Origin of the sequence: Halotalea alkalilenta (assembly GCF_001648175.1) — a bacterium.
Lineage (GTDB): Bacteria > Pseudomonadota > Gammaproteobacteria > Pseudomonadales > Halomonadaceae > Halotalea > Halotalea alkalilenta_A.
Map to the genome: position 1 here is coordinate 2,466,995 of NZ_CP015243.1, position 20,391 is coordinate 2,487,385.

The 20,391-nt window shown below is 65.1% G+C and carries 14 protein-coding genes; 10 read left to right on the top strand and 4 right to left on the bottom strand.

Annotated features, from left to right (window positions below):
• Nucleotides 1–44 precede the first annotated feature (44 nt).
• The 6 genes from A5892_RS11025 (at nucleotide 45) to A5892_RS21020 (ending at nucleotide 7,616) form a co-directional block, all read left to right on the top strand.
• Nucleotides 45–824: a hypothetical protein gene (locus A5892_RS11025; RefSeq protein ID WP_064122843.1), complete on the top strand. Its 780-nt coding sequence runs from the start codon at nucleotides 45–47 to the stop codon at nucleotides 822–824.
• Nucleotides 821–1,414 (top strand): hypothetical protein, encoded by a 594-nt coding sequence (locus A5892_RS11030; RefSeq protein ID WP_064122844.1) that lies wholly within the window; start codon nucleotides 821–823, stop codon nucleotides 1,412–1,414. The genes A5892_RS11025 and A5892_RS11030 overlap by 4 nt, the downstream gene beginning before the upstream one ends.
• Before the next feature lie 3 nt (nucleotides 1,415–1,417).
• Nucleotides 1,418–4,846 carry a UvrD-helicase domain-containing protein gene (locus A5892_RS11035; protein ID WP_064122845.1) on the top strand — a complete coding sequence of 1,143 codons (3,429 nt, stop codon included), beginning with the start codon at nucleotides 1,418–1,420 and terminating at the stop codon, nucleotides 4,844–4,846.
• A 96-nt stretch (nucleotides 4,847–4,942) separates the two neighbouring features.
• Entirely contained in the window at nucleotides 4,943–5,872 is a 930-nt protein-coding gene (locus A5892_RS11040; protein WP_064122846.1) for a multiubiquitin domain-containing protein, read from the top strand.
• A complete protein-coding gene (locus A5892_RS11045; RefSeq protein ID WP_064122847.1) occupies nucleotides 5,872–7,278 on the top strand; it encodes a ThiF family adenylyltransferase in 1,407 nt (468 codons plus the stop codon). Before A5892_RS11040 ends, A5892_RS11045 begins: the two co-directional genes overlap by 1 nt.
• A gap of 155 nt (nucleotides 7,279–7,433) precedes the next feature.
• The gene (locus tag A5892_RS21020) at nucleotides 7,434–7,616 is read left to right on the top strand and encodes a DUF6527 family protein (RefSeq protein ID WP_230626872.1); all 183 of its coding nucleotides are present in this window, start codon (nucleotides 7,434–7,436) and stop codon (nucleotides 7,614–7,616) included.
• Here A5892_RS21020 and A5892_RS11050 read toward each other — a convergent pair.
• The 3 genes from A5892_RS11050 to lexA form a co-directional block, all read right to left on the bottom strand.
• A complete protein-coding gene (locus A5892_RS11050) occupies nucleotides 7,574–8,323 on the bottom strand; it encodes a DUF1016 N-terminal domain-containing protein (RefSeq protein ID WP_223302635.1) in 750 nt (249 codons plus the stop codon). The two genes, A5892_RS21020 and A5892_RS11050, sit on opposite strands and share 43 nt — an antisense overlap.
• Entirely contained in the window at nucleotides 8,320–9,519 is a 1,200-nt protein-coding gene (locus tag A5892_RS11055) for a tyrosine-type recombinase/integrase (RefSeq protein WP_064122849.1), read from the bottom strand. Before A5892_RS11055 ends, A5892_RS11050 begins: the two co-directional genes overlap by 4 nt.
• A gap of 251 nt (nucleotides 9,520–9,770) precedes the next feature.
• Nucleotides 9,771–10,400, bottom strand: a complete 630-nt coding sequence (gene lexA / locus A5892_RS11060; protein WP_064122850.1) for a transcriptional repressor LexA — start codon at nucleotides 10,398–10,400, stop codon at nucleotides 9,771–9,773.
• 267 nt (nucleotides 10,401–10,667) lie between these two features.
• Here lexA and nagZ point away from each other — a divergent pair, with 267 nt between their 5' ends.
• The 4 genes from nagZ to A5892_RS11080 all read left to right on the top strand — a co-directional run bounded on the left by nagZ (nucleotide 10,668) and on the right by A5892_RS11080 (nucleotide 16,648).
• Entirely contained in the window at nucleotides 10,668–11,696 is a 1,029-nt protein-coding gene (gene nagZ / locus A5892_RS11065; RefSeq protein WP_064122851.1) for a beta-N-acetylhexosaminidase, read from the top strand.
• Between the two features lie 44 nt (nucleotides 11,697–11,740).
• A complete protein-coding gene (locus A5892_RS11070) occupies nucleotides 11,741–12,322 on the top strand; it encodes a hypoxanthine-guanine phosphoribosyltransferase (RefSeq protein ID WP_064122852.1) in 582 nt (193 codons plus the stop codon).
• Nucleotides 12,323–12,663: 341 nt separating this feature from the next.
• Nucleotides 12,664–15,327: a bifunctional lysylphosphatidylglycerol flippase/synthetase MprF gene (mprF, locus tag A5892_RS11075; protein ID WP_082890409.1), complete on the top strand. Its 2,664-nt coding sequence runs from the start codon at nucleotides 12,664–12,666 to the stop codon at nucleotides 15,325–15,327.
• A 1-nt stretch (nucleotide 15,328) separates the two neighbouring features.
• A complete protein-coding gene (locus tag A5892_RS11080; RefSeq protein ID WP_064122853.1) occupies nucleotides 15,329–16,648 on the top strand; it encodes a virulence factor family protein in 1,320 nt (439 codons plus the stop codon).
• A 61-nt stretch (nucleotides 16,649–16,709) separates the two neighbouring features.
• Here the strand turns inward: A5892_RS11080 and mfd are convergent, their stop codons facing one another.
• On the bottom strand, nucleotides 16,710–20,195 hold the full coding sequence (mfd, locus tag A5892_RS11085) for a transcription-repair coupling factor (protein WP_064122854.1): 3,486 nt from the start codon (nucleotides 20,193–20,195) through the stop codon (nucleotides 16,710–16,712).
• Nucleotides 20,196–20,391 lie beyond the last annotated feature (196 nt).

A 20,391-nucleotide genomic window follows, 5' to 3' on the forward strand; every position in this document is an offset into this window, starting at 1 on the left:
GAAAACGCATGTATAGAGCGGGCTGACGGGCAAGGAGAAGATCGATGCCGAAACCCTTGAGAAGCAAGGACAAAAACGGGGAGCCGTTCGCGCGACCACCGGAGATCGACGCCTGTTTGCAGAGGCTGGAGTCGATCGATGCCGCGACACGCCTGCAGGCCTTCACCGTCGCGTCGAGGAAGAGCGACGGCTATGTGCCATCGGAAGCACTGACGTATTTCCTGCGGCGCGCCCATGCGACGGGCGCAAAGGACGAGTTCAAGCAGCTTTTCGGACTGCTCATAAAGCGCGTCGGGCAGTCTCTGTTTGCATCGATCCCGGACTCTCGTATGGCCGGGGCACAAGACATCCGAGAAGAGGTCATGAGCCGATTCGCTGAGCGAATTGCCAAGGACTGCAGCGGCCGCTTCGCTATGCTGGATTTCTTTGAAGTGCGGTTCGACCTAGCATTCGCCCGGTTCCGCAAGACCGTGTTGAGGCAGATTGGTCCGGCCTCGGTCCTTACAGTGCCGCTGTCCACGGATGACGATGAGGGTCAGGACATTTCACCGGAGGTCGAGGCAGCAGCGGCCGACTTCCTCGGAGGCGACCCTCAAAAAATTGACGACCCGGCTTTCCGGTTGGAGTTGGACGCTGCGATTGACGCATTACCAGACGATCAGAGACGGGTCGTTGGCTTGCTACGGCAAGGCTTCCAGATCGACTCGAAGGACCCGAACATCATGACTATCGCGAAAATGCTCCAGTGCGATGAGAGAACCGTGCGCAATCGCCGCGACCGTGCCTACAAGACCCTCAGGTCTGTTCTGCAGGAGGACGCATGAGTACGTCAAAGCCTTTCGCTGCAGACGAGGAATCTGTGCTGATGGCGTTCTCCATGGAGCCCAACCATGGCCGGGAAACGCTTGAACGCTACATTAGGGAGTACCCGCAGCATGCGACCGCGCTGATCGACTGTTCGATCGATCTGCTTTATGAGGCGCCAGAAGGCGATGTTCCGGCGACCGAAGTGCCGGACAGCGCGGTTGATAAGGCCTGGCAGCGATTCGAGCGGGCTGTCCAGCAGCCCGATGCGGAGGTTGCGAATCCGTTCACCAAGCTCAATACGAGCAGCTTCAAGTCGCTCGCACGCAGCCTGGACGTCAGTAATCTCTTCCTCATGCGGGTGCGCGATCGGGCCATTCGTACTGCCACCATTCCTGCCCGATTCGTCGAGAAGCTTGCGTCAGAACTGGGTGTCACCGTTCAAGCTGTGAACGCATACCTGCTGGGGCCACCGGGCATGGTTTCCGGACACGCTTTTCGGTCAAATGTGAAGCCGAGTGTGGGCGAGCAGATCACGTTCGACCAAGCTGTCGCGACTTCACAACTCACGCCGGAACAGCAGGCGACGCTAAAGGCACTGTCGGACTGAACGATGGACGCCACCGAGGCCGCTCGACTGGAAGCAGAACGCCTGCACCGTGCGAACGTCGCGGCCGGCGGAGATCCGACCCGGCCTTTAGTGTTTGCGCTTCAGGAAGCCTCAAATCGCGGCTTGGATGTGTACGCGCTGCGAGAAGGAGACCCACAGCTTAAGGGAGGCAAAGCCACGTTCGACTGTCAGGCTGGAGGCATCCTCTACGAGGATCGTGGATCGGACTTCGAGCGTGCGTTTTTGATTGCACACGAACTCGGCCATGTCGTGCTGGAAGGTGGCACACTCGACGTGGTAACGGTGTATGTCGAGTCCGACCGATCGCTGGAGGACGCGCCGGTGGGCGTCGATCGTGTCCTTGACTACGGGGCGCGCGAGCGACGTGAAGTGAAGATGGACCTCTTCGCGCGCGAGTTCCTGCTGCCGCGCTCCGTGTTGCGCGACTTGCATATCTACGACGGGCTGGGATCCGACGCGATCGCGACGCGCTTCGGCGCACCGCTCGCTGTGGTGCAGCAGCAGCTCCTGGATGCACTGCTGCTGCCACCCGTCGGGGAGCCGCACCCCGCGGGCGTCCGCGCGGCGGCGGGTCCGCTCACCCCAGACCACACGCAGGCTCAGGCGGCCGCACATAGGGGCTTGGCATTCCAGCTGCAGGCAGGGCCGGGCACCGGCAAGACGCGGACGCTTGTTCGCCGCATCGAAGTGTTGCTTGCGGATGGCGTCGATCCCACCACGATCCTGGTACTCACTTTCTCCAACAAGGCGGCCAATGAACTGTGCGAGAGGATTGCTGCGAGAAACCCTGTTGCGGCGGCAGCGATGTGGATTGGCACATTCCACGCATTCGGCCTGGACATCGTTCGCCGTTTCCATGACCGACTCGGACTGCCCGCAGACCCGCGTCTGATTGACCGGACGGAGGCCATTGAACTCCTGGAGGACGAGTTTCCGCGGCTCGACCTGAAGCACTATCGCAATCTCTGGGACCCAGCCCTGGATTTGAGCGACATGCTGAGCGCGATCTCACGCGCCAAGGATGAGGTCATCGATGCTGCGGGTTATCGCGCCCTCGCGCAGTCTATGGCGATCCAGGTGGGGGCCGACCAGGACGCCGCGGTCCGCGCGCAGAAGTGCCAGGAGGTCGCCATGCTCTTCGAGGCGTACGAACGGCTGCTGACCGCGCGCCACCTACTGGACTTCGGTGACCTGGTAGCGCTGCCGGTGCGTCTTGTCGAGGGTAGCGCCGAGGTCAGGGACGCACTACGTGCTCGCCATGAGCATGTGCTGGTAGATGAATACCAAGATGTCAACCGCGCCTCGGTCCGGCTCCTGAAGGCCATCGTCGACGGCGGCCGCAACCTGTGGGTTGTCGGCGATGCACGCCAGTCCATCTACCGCTTCCGCGGCGCCTCCGCGACAAACATCGCACGCTTTGCGATCGATTTTCCCGGCGCGCAGGCCGCGCAGCTTGGCATTAACTATCGCTCCGACGAGCGGATCGTCAATGTGTTCACCGAGTTCGCGCGCGGCATGCAAGCATCCGCCGGTGCGTTGCCGCTGAACCTGCAGGCCGAACGTGGCTCTACAGGAGCAGGGGTTGAGCTTCGCGTTGCCGGATCGCCTAGCGATGAAGTCTCCGCGATTGCAGCGTCGATCACGGCCCTGCACGAGCAGGGTATTGCCTATGGTGACCAAGCGGTGCTGTGCGCATCCAACGCGCGCCTGAACGCCATTGCCGAAGGCCTTGAGGCCAGGGGCATTCCCGCGCTGCACTTGGGTAGCTTGTTTGAGAGGCCGGAAATCAAGGATCTGCTGGCGTTGCTCTCGCTGGTGACCGACCCGCGGGCGGCCGCGATGGTGCGCGTGGCAACCATGGCTCGGCACCAAATGCCCTTGAAGGATGTCATGCGGGTCATTGAGCGGCTGCGGACGACGAATCCAGCTTCGCTGGATTGGTTGGCAATACACGCCGGAGTGGATGGCCTGGCAGACGGCAGTCGAGAAGCGCTCTCTCGCCTGTCCGCGCTCTTTGCAGGTGTGAACGCATCGACCGACCCCTGGCTCTTACTTGCTGGATGGACGATCGATGGTCTCGGACTCGCGAAGACGCTTTATTTGGCTGGTGATCCGCAGAGTCGCATGCAATGTCTGGCTGTCTGGCAGTTCTTGAACTTCTGTCGCCGGCAGCCAAGAGGCCAAGGCATGCCAGTGGTTCGCCTGCTTGATCGCGTCAGGCGGTTAGTTCTGCTCTCTGAGGATCGTGGATTGAGCCAGTTGCCCCGCAGTGCCGAGAACATCGAAGCAGTGCGCCTGATGACCATCCACGGAAGCAAGGGGCTGGAGTTCGATGTCGTTCATTTACCTGGCATGGTAACGTCCGGCCTACCGCGCAACAACGTGCCGCCGCGTTGTCTTCCGCCGGACGGTCTGATCCATGGTTCGGAGGGACTGACCGGCATCGAGGCGGTGAAGGCCGGCCACGACGAGGAAGAAGAGTGCTTGTTCTTCGTAGCGCTTTCGCGAGCGCGCGATAGGCTGCAGCTGTATGCCTACGCCAGGCAGGCAGATGGTCGTACGCGTAGCGCCTCCAAGTTTATCGCCCCGATCGACCGACTCCTTGTTCGTCCGGTACCGGTGCCGTTGCAAGCCGGCTCGACATCGACGGGCACGCCGCTCGCCATCACATGGCAAGGGCGTCCCCAATGGACCGACATCCAGGTCAACCTCTTCGAGCGGTGCCCGCGCCGCTTCTTGTACACGCACGTGCTGAGGCTTGGAGGTCGGCGAACTGAAACCGCATTCATGAAGATGCACAACGTCGTGAGCGACGTGTTCGATTGGTTGAAACGGGAGCACGAGACGACAAGTCCCACGGTCGACGAGCTGGCAGCACGCTTCGAGGAGGCCTGGTGCTCCAAGGGTGCGACAGAGCATGGATATGCGGAGGACTACCGCCGCATCGGCAAGCGGCTCGTCGATTTCCTCATCGAGAGCCGGAATCGTGACGTGGCCGCGCCGGCGCCACCGATCTCGCTGGGTTGGGCCGAGGGCGAGATCCTCGTAACCCCGGATGGTGTAGCTCACGGAGCCGGTGGCCGGGTCACGGTGCGGCGCGTCATGACGGGCAAGCAGCGCTCGAACGCCTTCGATGATATTGAGTACACAATTCTCCAACTCGCCGCTGTCCAGGCTTATGGACCACATGCGCAGGTCGAGGTGACCTACCTCACCAGCGAAACCATCCAGCCGATGGAAATCACGTCGCGCAAGCTGGAATCCAGGCGCGAGAAGCTGCAGACCTTCCTTCAGGCAATGCAGGCCGGGCAGTTCCCCTCTAAGCCCGAGGCTCGTAGCTGTCCGCGCTGCCCGCACTTCTTCCTCTGCGGCGAGTTGCCCGGAGGGGGGTGGGTACAAGAAAAACTTTGATCGACCTTTCCGGTCTGGCGCTGGGCTGCGATTGACCAAGTAAGGGGCTAGAAAACCTGCAATCCCGCAGATGACGGCTCCCTATGAGGCAATCAAATGCAAACCAAAACCACCAGCGGTGATGACCGCTTCGATGTCGAAGATGTTGCTGCGGCGATCCGCGAAGGCCGCAGCCTGCGGCCAGCGGCGCTCTACCGGATCGTCGTCCTGGACGACCAGCTCCACGAACGTCACGTCGATCTCTCCGATCCGGTGCCGACCGGGCGCCAGATCCTCCAGGCCGCCGGATCGCGCCCGGCCGATGAGTACAGCGTTTATGCGATTTTGACCTCTGGCGAGTTCGAGGACCTGCGTCTGGACGAAACCTACGATCTGCGCGGCCGCGGTGCGGAACGTTTCGTCATCTTCCAGACCGATCGCGCGTTCAAGTTCACGATCGATGACCGGCAACTGGAGTGGGGCAAGCCCAGCATCAGCGGCCGCGTGCTCAAGGCGCTGGCCGGTGTCCCGCCAGAGACCTACGACGTCTATCTCGAAGTGCGTGGCGGGGGCCAGGACATTCTGATCCGCGACGGCGACCTGATCGATCTGGGTAAGCCGGGCATCGAGCGCTTCATCACGCTGATCCGTGACACCACTGAGGGGCTGCTCACGCTGCCCGAAGCGGACCAGCGCTATCTGAGCAGCCATGGCGTGGCTTTCGAGATGGTGAGCGACGGTGCGCACACGGGCGTCATCTTCAAGCAGTTGCCGCTGCCCTCCGGAAAGCTCAACCACGCCACGGCCGATGTGCTCGTTCTCCTGCCGCCGGGCTATCCCGATGTTGCGCCGGACATGTTCTATTGCGACCCGTGGCTGACGCTGCAAAGCGTTGGGCGCTACCCGACCTGCGCTGACCAGGCCCACGCGTTCCAGGGCCGCAGCTGGCAGCGCTGGTCGCGCCACAACACAGCGTGGCGCCCGGGCATCGACGGCCTGCACACTATGCTCAAGCGCATCGAGCACGCCCTGGCGGAGGCGAAGTGATGTCGCCGGCCGCTCTGGACATCGTCCTGCTGGAGCCGCACGAGGCGGCCCTGCGCTTGCTGCTGCAAAGGGAAAACGGTGCCGAGGCGTCCGCCTACGTGCTGTTCGGCAAGGCTGACGTCTCGGCAGACCCCTGGTCGGGAGTGCCTCGCACCAGATTGATCTCGCACGAAGTCATCCCCGTCGCGGCCGATGAAATGGTCTCCGCATCGCCTGTCCATGTCACATGGTCCACCCGAGGCTTCATGCGCATTCTCGGCATCGCGAAAGAACGGGGCTTGGTTGCGGGCCTGGTACACACGCATCCGAACGCGGCAGCGTTCTTCTCCGACCAGGATGACCGAAACGAGTCGGAGCTGGCCCGGACGACGTTCAACAAGGGCGTTTCCGGCCTAGCCAGCATGGTGTTCGGCCGCGATGACGCCATCGCGGGCAGGCTCTGGACTGCACCCGGCAAGACGGTCATGGCATCCTCGATCTCGCTGGTAGGAAGCCAGATCAAGATCGCGCGCACGGTGGCTGCGGCTGACGAAGATCAATTCCTGGCGCGGCAGGCCGCGCTCTTCGGCCAAGGGTTCAATCCAGTCGTGCGCGGGCTGCGGGTGGGTGTCGTAGGGGGCGGCGGCACGGGCAGTGCTGTCGCGATGCTATTGGCGCGGCTGGGCGTCGGCTTTCTGGGGCTGGTGGACAAAGACACCATTGATGTCACCAATCTCAACCGCGTGCATGGCTCGCGCACCGCAGATGTGGACGCCGGCTTGGCCAAGGTGGACATCCTCGCGCGCGAGATTCGCGCCGCGGGTCTCGGCACCCAGGTCGTCACCAAAGAGGAGTGGGTCGGCCATCCTGATCTGCGCGATCTGCTGCGCTCCTGCGACGTGCTGTTCGGCTGTACCGACGACCATCAGGGGCGGCTGACGCTCAACCGCCTGGCGCACTACTACGGCATCCCGCTGATCGATGTGGGCCTGCGCATGCGCGCGGCACGCAGCGGCGCGGACTACGACATGACGGGGCGCGTGTCGACGATTGGGCCCGGCAAACCTTGTCTCATGTGTCTGGGAGTAGCCGATCCGCGCCGCGCTGCGGCCGAAGGACTCCGGCGCAGCGACCCGGCCGAGTTCGAGCGGCGTAAGGCGGAAGCCTATGTGGACGGCGGCGGCGACCCGGCGCCTGCGGTGGTCACGTTCACCACGGCCATCGCCTGCGCGGCCGTCGATGAACTCATTCAGGGACTGACCGGTTTTCGCGGTCCTGCGGGCATGTCGCACAACAGGATTCGCCGCTTTGACCGCGTAGAGGATCGCACCATGACCTGCCGACCCTTGGCGTCTTGCCCGGTTTGTGCCAGCCAGGCGAGCTGGGGACGCGGCGATGTCAACCCATTTCTTGGCGTTATCGGATGACCATGAAGCGACTTATCGCGCGAGCGCTGCACCGGCTCGGGTGGCTGCAGTACAACCTGCTCGTTTACCCGGTCGCGCAGCATCCGGGCAATAATGCCGTGCCGCCGGGAGAGCTGTGGCTGGTCATCGACACCGGCGTCAAGAAGTGGGCTTGCATGAGCTGCCCCGGCGGTTGTGGCGTGCAGATATCACTTTCCCTTAACCCGGATCGACGACCCCGGTGGTCTGTCGAAACAGACTTCTGGGGGCGACCAACCATGTCCCCCTCCATCCACCAGCATCGGGCATGTTCCTGTCACTTCTGGGTAAAGAAGGGTTTGATCGAGTGGTGCCGGTAGAGACCCACCCGGCACCATGTCTGGCCGATACGCAATCGACGCTGTCGTCGGCAAAGGTGCAGCCTTTGCCAAGCTCCGGGAGAAATCCACCATCCGCTGGTCGACTGCTGTTTAAGATCAGATTCCGAATATTCGTCCTTGAGGTTCAGTGACTCCAACTCATACGAGCTCTTGATTGCATCGTCAGGCTTTGGCGGTGCGCTCATAGAAGTGGCTTGCCGATCTGCCATTCGAGCTGGCGCACCGCGCAGCGCCTCGGCCTCGTAAAACCGACGGGTATGGTCATCCTTGACCGCCAGCAGCCGGACATAGGCCGACCACAGCAACGTGAAGACCAGGGCCAGTTCGGAGAGGTCAAATTTCCGAGACAGCGTCTCGGAAATTGCCTCAAGGGGGTAAGCGGCAAAGAAGCGCCGCATGTTTTCCAGGTTGTCCGGGTTGAACCCGCGCCCAAAGCGCGCCGTCAGACCGGCGGACAACCGCGCCATCAACTGCTCGCCGTAACCGGCCCGCCGCCTGCCTTCTGCTCGGCTTCGACGATCCGGCGGCCAATCTCTCAATAGCTGGTCGTCATCAGCGCATTGACACTGCCCGCCGCTGCTTGGCGCGCGGCATCCAGCAGTTCCACGATGCCGCCGTGGATGCCAGCATAGCCAGCCCCGGTAAGGCGGCGGGTTCCCTACTGCTGCGGGCGTCTTCCTTGTCATGCTGTCACCTCCATAGAACGGGACGCCCCGGTAATCGCCAGCCGCCGATTCGCCACCAGCTCGGCGGCATCCCGCACCGGCTTGTCCTCGGTATGTACGTAGTGCATAAACATCGCCACGGTCTTGTGACCTGTGAGCTTCATGCCCACTTTGGTTGGCACGCCTGAGTTGGCAATGTCGGTCGTCGCTCGATGGCGGATGCCGTGCGTGCCGACGTGCGGCACGCCGGCGGCCTTGAGTACGCGCTTCCAACCGCCGTAGTGTTCTCCATGCGTCAAATGCCGGGCCGGGTCGTTGGGCGATGGCAGGACGTAGGGGCAGCCTTCCCGGCGCGGCGCCGTCGAAAGCAGCCGATAGGCTTCCTCGCTCATGGGTTTGGAAATGCCGCCGGTCTTGCTGTCGGGCCAGACGACGCGGCGCTTCTCCAGATCAACCCAGTCCCATTCGAGCGGGCAGATTTCGGAGCGGCGGGCGGCAAACTCGAATTGCAGGCGGATCGCCAGCGGGATGACGTAGTTCTCCAGCCCTTCTGCCTCCAGATGCTCCAGATGCCGGAAGATCCGCACCAGTTCATCGTCCACGATGAGCCGGGTTTCCTTGCCGGGCGGGAACATCGGGACGTGGCGGCACGGATTGGTGCCGTCCGGGCGCAGCCCCCACACTTCGGCTAGGTTGAACATCTTGCGCAGCACGCCGAAGGTGCGGTTGGCCTCTGCCGGCTTGTGGGCCAGCTTCTTCATCAGCGCCGCCACGTCCGGGCGCTTCACATCCTGCACCTTCATCCGGCCCATGATCGGGATGATGCAACGGTCGATAACGCCCTGGTAGCCGCGCTGCGTGCTGGGCTTGTTGCGCTGCTTGGAGTAGTCCTCCATGAAGGTGCTGCAATACTCCTTCATGGTCGGTGCCTTGCGGGCGGCATTCTTGGCCGCGCTGGGATCGCCGCCCCGGCGAACCTCGGCCAACCACTCCTGCGCCATGAAGCGGGCCTGATCGACCGTCAGTTCCCCGTACTGGCCCAGGGCGGGCTTGCGGCGCTCGCCGGCGTTCGTGCGGTACTGGAGCATGAACACCTTGCGGCCTGCCGGGGTGATCTTGCACAGGAAGCCGGGCACCACGGTGTCCCGGAGTTCGACGGCCTGCGCCTGGGGCTTGGCGGCATCGACGGCGGACTTGGTGAGTTTGATTCTTGCCATGATGACTCCTCGGAACCCCGGTTTCCAAGAGCCACATGGGAGCCACGCGACCGGAAGCCGGGTCAAGTTTCGGAAAGCACCGGCATATGATGGACGCGCCTAAGTCCTTGATAAACCTTCCATAGCGGGCTTGGGCGTAGTCCAGCGAAGTGCCGGGCTGGAGTCATCGTCAAACAAAAAAGGTTTGTCATTAATCTGAAGGGACGCCACGGCGTCCCTTCAGCATGCTGGTCGCTCGAGAACCGGAGCGCTCAGTGCAGCCCTTGGCCGCTGTCGCCGCGAATGATACCGACGCCGATACCCTCGATCTCGAGCTGCTCACGCTGCCCGTCAACCTCGATCGGCGCGAAGTCGGGATTCTCGGCGATCAGCCGAATACGGCCAGCGCTGCGCTCGAAGCGCTTCACCGTGACCTCTTCGCCGAGCCTCGCGACCACGATCTGTCCGTTACGCACCTCGCTGGTGCGATGGACCGCGAGCAGGTCGCCGTCGAGGATGCCGGCGTCGCGCATCGAAAGCCCCCGCACTCGCAGCAGGTAGTCGGCGCGAGGAGTGAAGTAGTCCGCCGGCAGCGGGCAGTAGCGATCGACGTGCTCGGCGGCGAGGATCGGGCTGCCGGCCGCGACCTGGCCGATCACCGCGAGCCCGCGCTCTTCCGCGGGCAGGGCGGAGAGCACGCGGATACCGCGAGAGGCGCCGGGAATCATCTCGATCACCCCCTTGCGCTTGAGCGCCTTGAGATGCTCTTCCGCGGCGTTGGCCGAGCGGAACCCCAGCGCGCGGGCGATCTCGGCGCGGGTCGGCGGGTAGCCATGGCTGGCCAGGGTCTCGTTGATGAAATCGAGCACGTCTTGCTGACGCTGGGTGAGGGGCTTGGTCATTGCATCGGGCCTGTGATGGCGTCTATAGACTGTGATTGTATCCAGTATATTCGCCGGCGCAAGCGAGAGGGCGATAATTTTGTGTCGCCACAAGCGCTTAGCGCTGTTTTCCTGGCCGTTGGGGGGCAGGCAGCCGGCCGGGACGGGGGGAGTGGGCAGGGACGTGCCGCTTCGATGTACGTCGCCGGTGGCAGCACCTAGAATGGATAAGGTCCTCGCCGCGACCTGCAAGTCAATCCTTCTCGCGGCCCCGACCCGGAGAAACGCATGTCCGCCCAACTTGGCCCAGTGATGCTCGATCTCGCCTCGATGGCGCTCGACGACGAGGAGCGCGAGTTGCTCATGCACCCCGCCGTCGGCGGGGTGATCCTTTTCACCCGCAACCTGGAGTCGCCCGCCCAGGCGCGCGGTCTGTGCGAGTCGATTCGCGAGCTGCGCCCGCAGCTTTTGATCGCGGTGGATCACGAGGGAGGACGCGTCCAACGGCTGCGCACCGGGGTCACCCGGCTGCCGCCGATGGCGGCGTTCGACCGCCTGCATGCCGAGGCGCCCGAGTCGACGCTCGCGCTGTTGCGCGATACCGGCTGGCTGATGGGGCTCGAACTCGCGGCCTGCGGGTTCGATTTCTCCTTCGCGCCGGTGCTCGATGTCGATGACGATCGCTGCCCGGCGATCGGTGACCGCGCCTTCTCCGCCGACCCTGAGCGTGTCGCGCTGCTGGCCGGGGCGCTGATCGATGGGCTCGATGAAGCCGGTATGGTGGCACTCGGCAAGCACTACCCTGGCCATGGCGGGGTCGACGTCGACTCGCACCATGAGTTGCCGATCGATCCGCGGCCGTTCGAAGCGCTGCGCGCTCACGACCTGGTACCGTTCGAACGGCTATCCCCACGACTCGGTGGCGTGATGCCGTCGCATGTCCGCTATATCGCGTTCGACGATCAGCCGGCGGGCTTTTCGGTCCGCTGGCTCGAGTATCTGCGCAGCGAGATCGGCTTCCGCGGCGCGGTGCTTTCGGACGATCTCGGCATGCAGGGCGCGCATTTCGCCGGCTCTCCCGCCGATCGCGCGCAGCGTGCGCTGGAAGCCGGCTGTGACATGGTGCTGATCTGCAATGACCGCGCCGCCGCGCTGGCGGTGCTCGAAGCGGTCAGCTACGATCCGGTGCGCTCGCGGCGACTCAACGCTCTGCGTTACGATCATCCCCGCCCCGATCTAGGCTCCGTCGACGCGCTCGGCCGCTGGCGTACCACCCACGTGCAGCTCGAACAGCTCGCCGAAGAGCATGGCTACTGAGCCAGCCACTCAATCGACAACCCAGTAGACACCCATTGAACAAGATGCCTGACACTGCCCCTTTCGATCCTCAACGTCATCGTCTCGACATGCAGGCCTTGATGGACCAGGCCGATTGTCTGGTCACCCTCGATGAGATCGAGCGCGCGCTCGATCAGATGGCCGCCGAGATAGGCGAACGCCTCGGCGACGAGCTGCCGCTGTTCTTCTGCATCATGAACGGCGGCTTGATCACCACCGGGCATCTGCTCACCCGGCTCGGCTTCCCGCTCGAGATAGACTACATGCACGCCACCCGCTATCGCGGCGGCCTGCGCGGTGGCGAGCTGTTCTGGCGGGTATCGCCGGAGCGGCCGATGGTCGGTCGTCATGTAGTGATCGTCGACGACATCCTCGACGAGGGCGCGACGCTGGCGGCGATCATCAACCATTGCGAGAAGGCCGGCGCCGCCAGTGTCTCCACCGCGGTGCTGGTCGAAAAGCGCCACGACCGCAAGGCGGTGCCGGGGCTGCGGGCCGATTTCTGCGGCCTCGAGGTCGAGGATCGCTACGTGTTCGGCTTCGGTATGGACTACCAGGGGTACTGGCGCAACGCACCGGGTATCTTCGCGCCCAAGGGGCTCTAGCCCAAGGGCCGGCCAAGCCGGGGTCGGCCTGGCGAGGAGAGCGGCTGATCGCTGCCCGTTGCCAGCCTGCGGCGAGCTCGTCGGATAGCCCCGGGTGGACGGATGGGCTGAAGTTGCGCTCGACACCGGGGCGGGGTTCGCTGGTGGGTGACGCCTTATAATCGCGCCGACGGCGAACTTCTGATCTTTCCCCGCGTCTACATTAGCGCTATCGTCTGGCCCCGCCGGGGGCGCCTCCTCGCTCGCACCTCGGCAGGCATCGAGGAGATCATGTTGCTACCGAGTTCGTCCTGGCTTCGACGCGCATCCTCGCGCGCCTGCGGCGATGGAAACATCTGCGAATGACTGATCAGATCGAGCGTGATGGATCGCCGCGCACCGCGGGCGATCCTGCGTCATCCCCTGTCGCCAGACGGGCCCATGCAGTCCTCCCATGGCGTCTTATCGAGCGAATCACCGCCTACCGGCAGTCGATCGGAATCTTCTTCACTTTGCTGGTCTTCGTCGTCGCGCTGGCGGTTTGCTGGCACATGCTCGAAGAAGTCAATCCCGAGCTCTTGAGAGGCGCGATCTACAGCGTGCCGATCAGCGCCGTGCTGCTTTCGCTGATCGCCGCCTCGGCCAGCTACGTGATGCTGCTCGGCTACGAATGGTCGGCGGCGCGCTATGCGGGCGTGCGCCTGCCGCCCGCGGCGTTGGTCGCAGGTGGAGCCTGCGCCTCGGCGATCGGCAATGCGATCGGGCTATCGATGCTCTCCGGTGGCGCGGTGCGTTGCCGGCTCTACTTTCGCCATGGCCTCGGCACCGTCGAGGTGGCGAGGATGTCGGTATTCGTAAGCCTGGCGCTCGGTTTCGCCTTGCCGCCGCTGGCCGCGGCGGCGGCGCTGCTCGACCTGAACGCGGCCTCTCGGGCGCTGCGGCTGCCGACGCCGATGGTGGTGGCGATCGCCTCTGGGGTGTTCGCGCTCTATGCGCTGGTGATCGCGATCCTCTGGTGGCAGCGCCTGCCGGAGCGGCCGACGCCGGATTCGCGGCTGTTTCGCCTCGGACGTTGGTCGTGGCGGCTGCCCGGGGTCAGGCTCTCGCTCCTGCAGCTGGTGATCACCCTGCTGGATGTGATCTTCGCCGCGACCGTACTCTACCTGCTGCTGCCCAGCTCTCCGCCATTCAGCACCTTTTTGCTGGTCTACCTGCTCGCGCTCGCCGCTGGCGTGCTCAGCCACGTGCCCGGCGGCATCGGGGTGTTCGAGGCGATCATCCTCGCGGCCTTCGCCAGCGAAGTGGGCGCGGCACCCCTGACCGCGGCGCTACTGCTCTACCGGGCGATCTACGTGCTGCTGCCGCTGATCCTTGCTTGTCTCACCCTGCTGCTCAGTGAAGGGCGCCGCTACCTGCCGGCACGCTCGACCATGCGCACAGCCTCGGGGCTGGCGGCACCGGTGCTTTCGCTGATGGTGTTCTTCTCCGGCGTGGTGCTGCTGTTCTCGGGGGTCACGCCTGAGTTCGGCTCGCGGCTCGAGACGCTCGGCTTCTTCCTGCCGCATCGGCTGATCGATGCTTCGCACTTCGCCGCCAGTCTGATCGGGGTGCTCTGCCTGCTGCTGGCGCGCGGGCTGCGCCGTCGGCTCTCGGCCGCCTGGGCGCTGACGCTGGCGCTGCTGGTGATCTCCAGTGCGCTGTCGCTGCTCAAAGGACTCGCCTTCGCCGAGTCGGCGGTGACGATGGGCACCGCGCTGCTGCTGCTGGTGTTTCGTGACGCTTTCTATCGTCGCAGCCGGCTCTTGGCGCTGCCGATTTCGGCACGCTATCTCGCCGCGAGCTTTTGCGTGGTGCTCGCCTCGGTGTGGCTGATGTTCTTCGTCTACCAGGACGTACCCTATCGCAACGAGCTTTGGTGGCAGTTCGCGCTGGATGCTGAGGTGCCGCGGGCGCTGCGCGCGGTGCTCGGCAGCAGCCTGCTGCTCGGGGTGATTGCGCTGGGCTGGCTGATGCGTCCGCATCCTCAGGCGCTGAGCATGCCGACCAAGGGCGAGCTGGAGGAGGCGCTGGAGATCGTCAAGCGCTCCTCCCAGCCCGAAGGTGGGCTGGTGATGAGTGGCGACAAGGCGCTGATGTTCAACGACGCACGCAGCGCGTTTTTGATGTATGGCCGCCGCGGGCGCAGCATGGTCGCGCTGTTCGATCCGATCGGTGAGCCCCTCGATCGCGCCGGGCTGATCTGGACCTTTCGCGATCTTTGCGACGAGCACGGCTCGCGTCCGGTGTTCTATCAGGTCCGGGCGGAGAACTTGCCCTACTACATGGACATCGGGCTGACCGCGGTCAAGCTCGGTGAGGAGGCGCTGGTCGATCTCGATGGATTCGATCTCGATGCCAAGCAGAAGAAGGACCTGCGCTATACCTGGAACCGCGCTCAGCGAGATGGGCTCGCGCTCGAGGTGTTCGAGGCCGGGGAAGCACCGCTCGACCAGCTGGCATCGATTTCAACCGCCTGGCTCGAAACCCGGCGCGTGCGCGAGAAGGGATTTTCGCTGGGCTGCTTCGACCCCGAGTACCTGCGCCATTTCCGCATCGCGGTGATCCGCCACGACGGCCGCATCGTCGCCTTCGCCAACCTGCTCGAGACCGAGCGCGGCGAGACCGCGAGCATCGACCTGATGCGCTCGCTGCCCGAGGCGCCGAAGCTGACCATGGAGTTTCTGATGATCGGCCTGATCCTGCGCTGCAAGGCCAAGGGAATGCGCTACTTCAGCCTCGGGATGGTGCCGTTGGCCGGATTGCAGCCTCGCCGCGGCGCACCGATGACCCAGCGCCTCGGCGCGATGATCTTCCGGCGCGGCGAGCAGTTCTACAATTTCCAGGGCCTCAAGCGGTTCAAGGACAAGTTCGACCCGCGCTGGGAACCTCGCTACATGGCGGTGCCGGCGGGTCTGGACCCGTTGGTGGCGCTGACCGATACCGCCGCGTTGATCGCAGGCGGCTTCACTGGACTGGTGAAGCGTTGAGATGAGTAGAGCACCACGAGGTGGCCGGCGCGCAGCGCTGGTGCGGGCGCTATGGGGGCTGGCCTTACTGGTGCTGGCGATGGGAGCGGCGGGCTATTGGTGGCTAGAGCGTCCGCCGCCCCAGGCCAGTGTCGAGGTCCGCACGCTGGAAGACGGCGCGCGGCTGGTAGTGGCGAACCCCCCGGGGGCGGTCACCGCGAGGGTCGTCGTCGCCGCCACCGCGCGCGAGCGGCTCGATCCGGCGCGGCTCGAAAGCCTGGCCGAGCGCACCGATGCCAGGTTGGTCGAGTTCGAGCTGGTATCCGACGGCAGCTGCGCCGACCAGCGCCGGCGCTTCGCTCAGGCCAGCGAAGCGCTGGGCGGCGAGCCGACGGTGGTCGCCGGGATCGGCCCCGCGGCGACCTTCGCCTACCGCTGGCTCGCAGAGCAGCGCAGCGACTCCTCCCAGGCGCTCTCCGCCGGACTCGACGTCGAGCACGGCGACTGCGCGGAACCGCTGCCGGCGCAAGCGCCCCACGGGGTGTGGAACATCGTCTGGAACAACGGTGTCGAGGATGCCACGGGGCTGTTCGTGCGCGGTCTCGAGCATACCCAGGTACGCACCACCATCGGCGACTATGCCGCCGATCTCCCGACCCTGGCCGCCGAGCAGCTGCAGGCGATGCTGATCGGTGCGCGCGCGGATCTACCGGTGATCGAGCTGCCTTCCGCCCAGGTCGAGGGCGGCAGCGGCGCGCATGGCGACACGGTGACGCTTTACTATTCGGGAGACGGTGGCTGGCGCGACCTCGACAAGGTCACTGGCGAGTACCTCGCCGCCCACGGCTACCCGGTAGTGGGCGTCGATACGTTGAAGCTGTTCTGGCAGCACAGGAGCCCCGAGCAGAGCGCGGCGGATCTCGCCCAGCTGATGCAGCGCTATCGCGAGAAATGGGGCGCGCGACACTTCGTGCTCGCCGGCTACTCGTTCGGCGCCGACATCATGCCGGCCCTCTACAACCGACTCTCCGCCGAGGACCAGGCGGCGGTCTCGTCGATCATCCTGATCGCTTTCTCCGACACCGCCGACTTCGAGATCGCGGTCGAGGGCTGGCTCGGTGCCAAAGGCAGCGAAACCAGAACCGGCCCGGAGCTTGCCAGGATTGCGCCGGACAAGATCGCCTGCATCTTCGGTGAGGAGGAGGCGGGCGATAGCGGCTGCAACCAGCCCGGCGCGGTGGGCGAGAAGATCGGCCTGCCGGGAGGGCATCACTTCGACCAGGACTACGACCGCCTCGCCCAGGTGATGATCGCAGCGATCGACAAGCGCCGCGCTCAGTAGCCGGGGCTTATCGTCGGACAGGGCGCCCCGGGCGCCCTTTTTGCGTTGCGCGTCGGCCGCTTCAGGCGGCTTCGACCCGGCTGCGATCGAGTCGTTCGAGCAGTGCCTCGATCTGCTTGAAGCGCTGCTCGACGTCTTCCATCTGCGCCTGGATGCGCAGGGTCTGGGCGCCGTCGAGGCGATAGCGCTCGGGTTCGCGCTGGATCAAGGTGACCAGGGCCATCGGATCGACGCTCGGGCGGTCGCCGAAGATCAGCCGGCCACGCTCGGGCCCGGCCTCGATGCGCGCGACGCCCAGGCGCTCGGCGAGCGGCTTGAGCCGCGCCTGGCGGAACAGGTGCTTGACCGGTTCGGGGAGAATGCCGAAGCGGTCGATCATCTCGACCTGCAGTTCGCGCAGCTCCGCATCGAGGCGTGCGTTACTGATCCGCTTGTACATCACCAGGCGCTGCTGCACGTCGGGAAGGTAGTCGTCGGGGATCAGCGCTGGGACGCCGAGGCTGATCTCGACGCCTTGGGTGATCGGCGCGTCGAGGTTCGGCGTCTTGCCGGCCCGGATCGCCTTCACCGCGCGGTCGAGCATCTCCATGTAGAGTCCGTAGCCGATCGTCTCGATCTGGCCGCTCTGCTCCTCGCCGAGCAGTTCGCCGGCGCCGCGGATCTCGAGATCGTGACTGGCGAGGTTGAAGCCTGCGCCCAGCGCATCGGATTGGCTGATCGCTTCGAGCCGCTTGGTCGCGTCGCTGGTGATCTGGCGCGGCGGTGGAGTGAGCAGGTAGGCATAGGCTTGGTGGTGGGAGCGACCGACCCTGCCGCGCAGCTGGTGAAGCTGGGCGAGGCCGAACTTGTCGGCGCGCTCGATCACGATGGTGTTGGCACTCGGCACGTCGATGCCGGTCTCGATGATGGTGGAGCAGACCAGTACGTTGAAGCGCTTGTGGTAGAAATCGCTCATCACCCGCTCCAGCGCGCGCTCGGCGAGCTGGCCGTGGGCGATGCCGACCCGCGCATCGGGCACCAGCTCGCGCAGCTTCTCGGCGGTGGCCTCGATGGTCTTGACCTCGTTGTGCAGGTAGTAGACCTGGCCGCCGCGCAGGATCTCGCGCAGGATCGCCTCCTTGAGCACCGACTCGTCGCGCTGCTGGACGAAGGTCTTGACCGAAAGCCTGCGCGCCGGCGGGGTGCTGATGATCGACAGGTCGCGCATGCCGCTCATCGCCATCGACAGCGTGCGCGGAATCGGCGTGGCGGTCATGGTGAGCACGTCGACCTCGGCGCGCATCGCCTTCAGCCTTTCCTTCTGGCTCACCCCGAAGCGGTGCTCCTCGTCGATGATCACCAACCCCAGGTTGGCGAACTCGACATTGCGCCCGAGCAGCTTGTGGGTGCCGATGACGATGTCGGCCTGGCCTTCGCGCAGCCGCTCGATCGCTTTGTCGTGGGCCTTGCCGCTGTTGAAGCGCGACAGCAGCTCGATCGAGATCGCAGTCTCGGCGAAGCGGTCGCGGAAGTTCTCGAAATGCTGCTGGGCCAGTAGCGTGGTCGGCACCAGCACCGCGACCTGACGACCGGAGTTGACCGCGAGAAAGGCCGCGCGCATCGCGACTTCGGTCTTGCCGAAGCCCACGTCCCCGCACACCACGCGATCCATCGGCCGGGGCGAGGTCATGTCCTCGATCACCGCTTGGATCGCGACTCGTTGGTCGGGCGTCTCCTCGAACGGGAAAGTGGCGGTGAAGCGCTGGTACTGTTCGTCCGGCGGCTGGCAGGCGAAACCTTCGCGGGCCTCACGCCGGGCATAGACGTCGAGCAGTTCGGCGGCGGTATCGCGGATCTTTTCCGCGGCGCGCTTGCGCGCTTTTTCCCACTGGTCGCTGCCGAGCTTGTTGAGCGGCGCATGCTCGTCGCTCACGCCGTTGTAGCGAGAAATCTGATCGAGCGCGTCGATCGGCACGTAGAGCTTGGCGCCGTCGGCGTACTCGAGTGCCAGGAACTCGGCCTGCTGGCCGCCGGCCTCGATCCGCTCGAGCCCGAGATAGCGCCCGACCCCATGGGCGCGATGGACCACCGGCGAGCCAGCGCGCAGCTCGGAAAGATGACGGATCAACAATTCGTCGTCGTCGGTGGCACGGACCTGCTGTCGGCGGCGCTGGCGGACGATATCGCCGAACAGCTCGTTCTCGGTGACGATCGCGACCCGCTCGTGCTCGAGGCGTACGCCGCTCTCGATAGCGCCGAAGGTGATCATCACCGGCTGATCGGAGTCGAGGAACGCCTGCCAGCTCTCGGCTTCGGCGAGGCGTAGCCGCAGCGGCGCGAGGGTCTCCTCGAGCGACTCCTGGCGGCCGCGGGTCTCGGCGACGAACAGTACGCGGTCCCCGGCCTCGAGGCTGGTCCGCAGGAAGCCTTCCAGCGCGCGCAGCGGCTTGGCGCTGCGCGCGTCGATCGCCACCTGCGGGATCGACTCGGTGGCGAACGCCACCGCGTGGGGATGCGCTTCGCGCTCGAGTTGCACCCTTGGATGGCGCTTGATCTCGGCGAACAGCGCCTCGACCGGGATGAACGCGCGGTGCGGCGGCAGCAAGGGTCTGGTCGGGTCGACGCCGAGGTTGTCGAACCGCGACACGATCGAGTACCAGTGGTGCTCGGCGGCCTCGAACACGCCGGGGGTGAGGGCGAGGCGCAGTCCGTCACCGAAGTGCTCGAATAAACTCGAGGTCCGTTCGAAGAACAGCGGCAGGTACTGTTCGAGCCCGGGCGAGGGGATGCCCGACAGCGCGTCGACGTACAGCGGCGAGCGGCGCGGGTCGACGTCGAACAGGGTCTCGAAGCCTTCGCGGAAGCGGGCGATCGCCTCCGGGGTGAGCGGATACTCGTGTGCCGGCAGCAGCTCGATCTCTTCGATCTTGTCGAGCGAGCGCTGGCTCTCGGGATCGAAGGTGCGAAGGGTATCGATCTCGTCATCGAACAGATCGATGCGCAGCGGCGCCCGTGAACCGACCGGGTAGAGATCGATCAGGGCGCCGCGAAAGGCGTATTCGCCGGGTTCGAACACCGTCTCCACCGCGCGATAGCCGCTACGGCTGAGCTGTTCGCGAAACCGCTCGCGCTCGAAATGGTCATTCACCGCCAGGCGCATCGCCTGCACCGCCACGTAGTCCGGCGGTGGCAGTCGCTGCATCAGGGTATTGATCGGTACCAGTACGATCGATGCGTCACCGCGATGCAGGTTCCTCAGCGTGCGCAGTCGCATCGAGACGATGTCCCGATGGGGTGAGAAGCTGTCGTAGGGCAGCGTTTCCCAATCCGGAAAGGAGAGGATCGTTTGTTCCGGGCTGGCGAAGAAACCTATCGCCGCCTCCAGGCGCTGAGCGGCAGCGGTGTCCTGGGTGATCACCAGCAGCGGCGTCTTTTCTTCGGCGGCGAGGCGTGCAAGGGCCAGCGCGTCCGCGGCGCCGTCGGGAAGCTGCCAGAAGCGGGTCTCCCTCGCGTTGCGGGGCGGGGGAGGCGTCAGGGGCGATACGAGAGCGGATGAAGAGTCGGGCATGGACGTTGTCGAGACGGCCTTTTTCTCGTGGGTGTCAGCCCGCGCCGCGATGGCGGCGCAAAGGCGAGCGGACGGGGCGCCAGGCGGGCGCGCCCTCGGACGGCAAGACACTATACCGCCGGCAAGGGTAAATGTACTCCCCCGCGGTCGCTGACGCTGGACAAGCTGGCGCCGCTGACGGCAGGCTGTGGCCCGG

Coding starts and splice junctions, on each gene's coding strand:
- A5892_RS11055 (WP_064122849.1), bottom strand. CDS start 9,519: ATGGCAAGAATCAAACTCACCAAGTCCGCCGTCGATGCCGCCAAGCCC.
- nagZ (WP_064122851.1), top strand. CDS start 10,668: ATGTCCGCCCAACTTGGCCCAGTGATGCTCGATCTCGCCTCGATGGCG.
- A5892_RS11030 (WP_064122844.1), top strand. CDS start 821: ATGAGTACGTCAAAGCCTTTCGCTGCAGACGAGGAATCTGTGCTGATG.
- A5892_RS11035 (WP_064122845.1), top strand. CDS start 1,418: ATGGACGCCACCGAGGCCGCTCGACTGGAAGCAGAACGCCTGCACCGT.
- lexA (WP_064122850.1), bottom strand. CDS start 10,400: ATGACCAAGCCCCTCACCCAGCGTCAGCAAGACGTGCTCGATTTCATC.
- A5892_RS11040 (WP_064122846.1), top strand. CDS start 4,943: ATGCAAACCAAAACCACCAGCGGTGATGACCGCTTCGATGTCGAAGAT.
- A5892_RS11025 (WP_064122843.1), top strand. CDS start 45: ATGCCGAAACCCTTGAGAAGCAAGGACAAAAACGGGGAGCCGTTCGCG.
- A5892_RS11070 (WP_064122852.1), top strand. CDS start 11,741: ATGCCTGACACTGCCCCTTTCGATCCTCAACGTCATCGTCTCGACATG.
- mprF (WP_082890409.1), top strand. CDS start 12,664: ATGACTGATCAGATCGAGCGTGATGGATCGCCGCGCACCGCGGGCGAT.
- A5892_RS11050 (WP_223302635.1), bottom strand. CDS start 8,323: ATGACAAGGAAGACGCCCGCAGCAGTAGGGAACCCGCCGCCTTACCGG.
- A5892_RS11045 (WP_064122847.1), top strand. CDS start 5,872: ATGTCGCCGGCCGCTCTGGACATCGTCCTGCTGGAGCCGCACGAGGCG.
- mfd (WP_064122854.1), bottom strand. CDS start 20,195: ATGCCCGACTCTTCATCCGCTCTCGTATCGCCCCTGACGCCTCCCCCG.
- A5892_RS21020 (WP_230626872.1), top strand. CDS start 7,434: ATGAGCTGCCCCGGCGGTTGTGGCGTGCAGATATCACTTTCCCTTAAC.
- A5892_RS11080 (WP_064122853.1), top strand. CDS start 15,329: ATGAGTAGAGCACCACGAGGTGGCCGGCGCGCAGCGCTGGTGCGGGCG.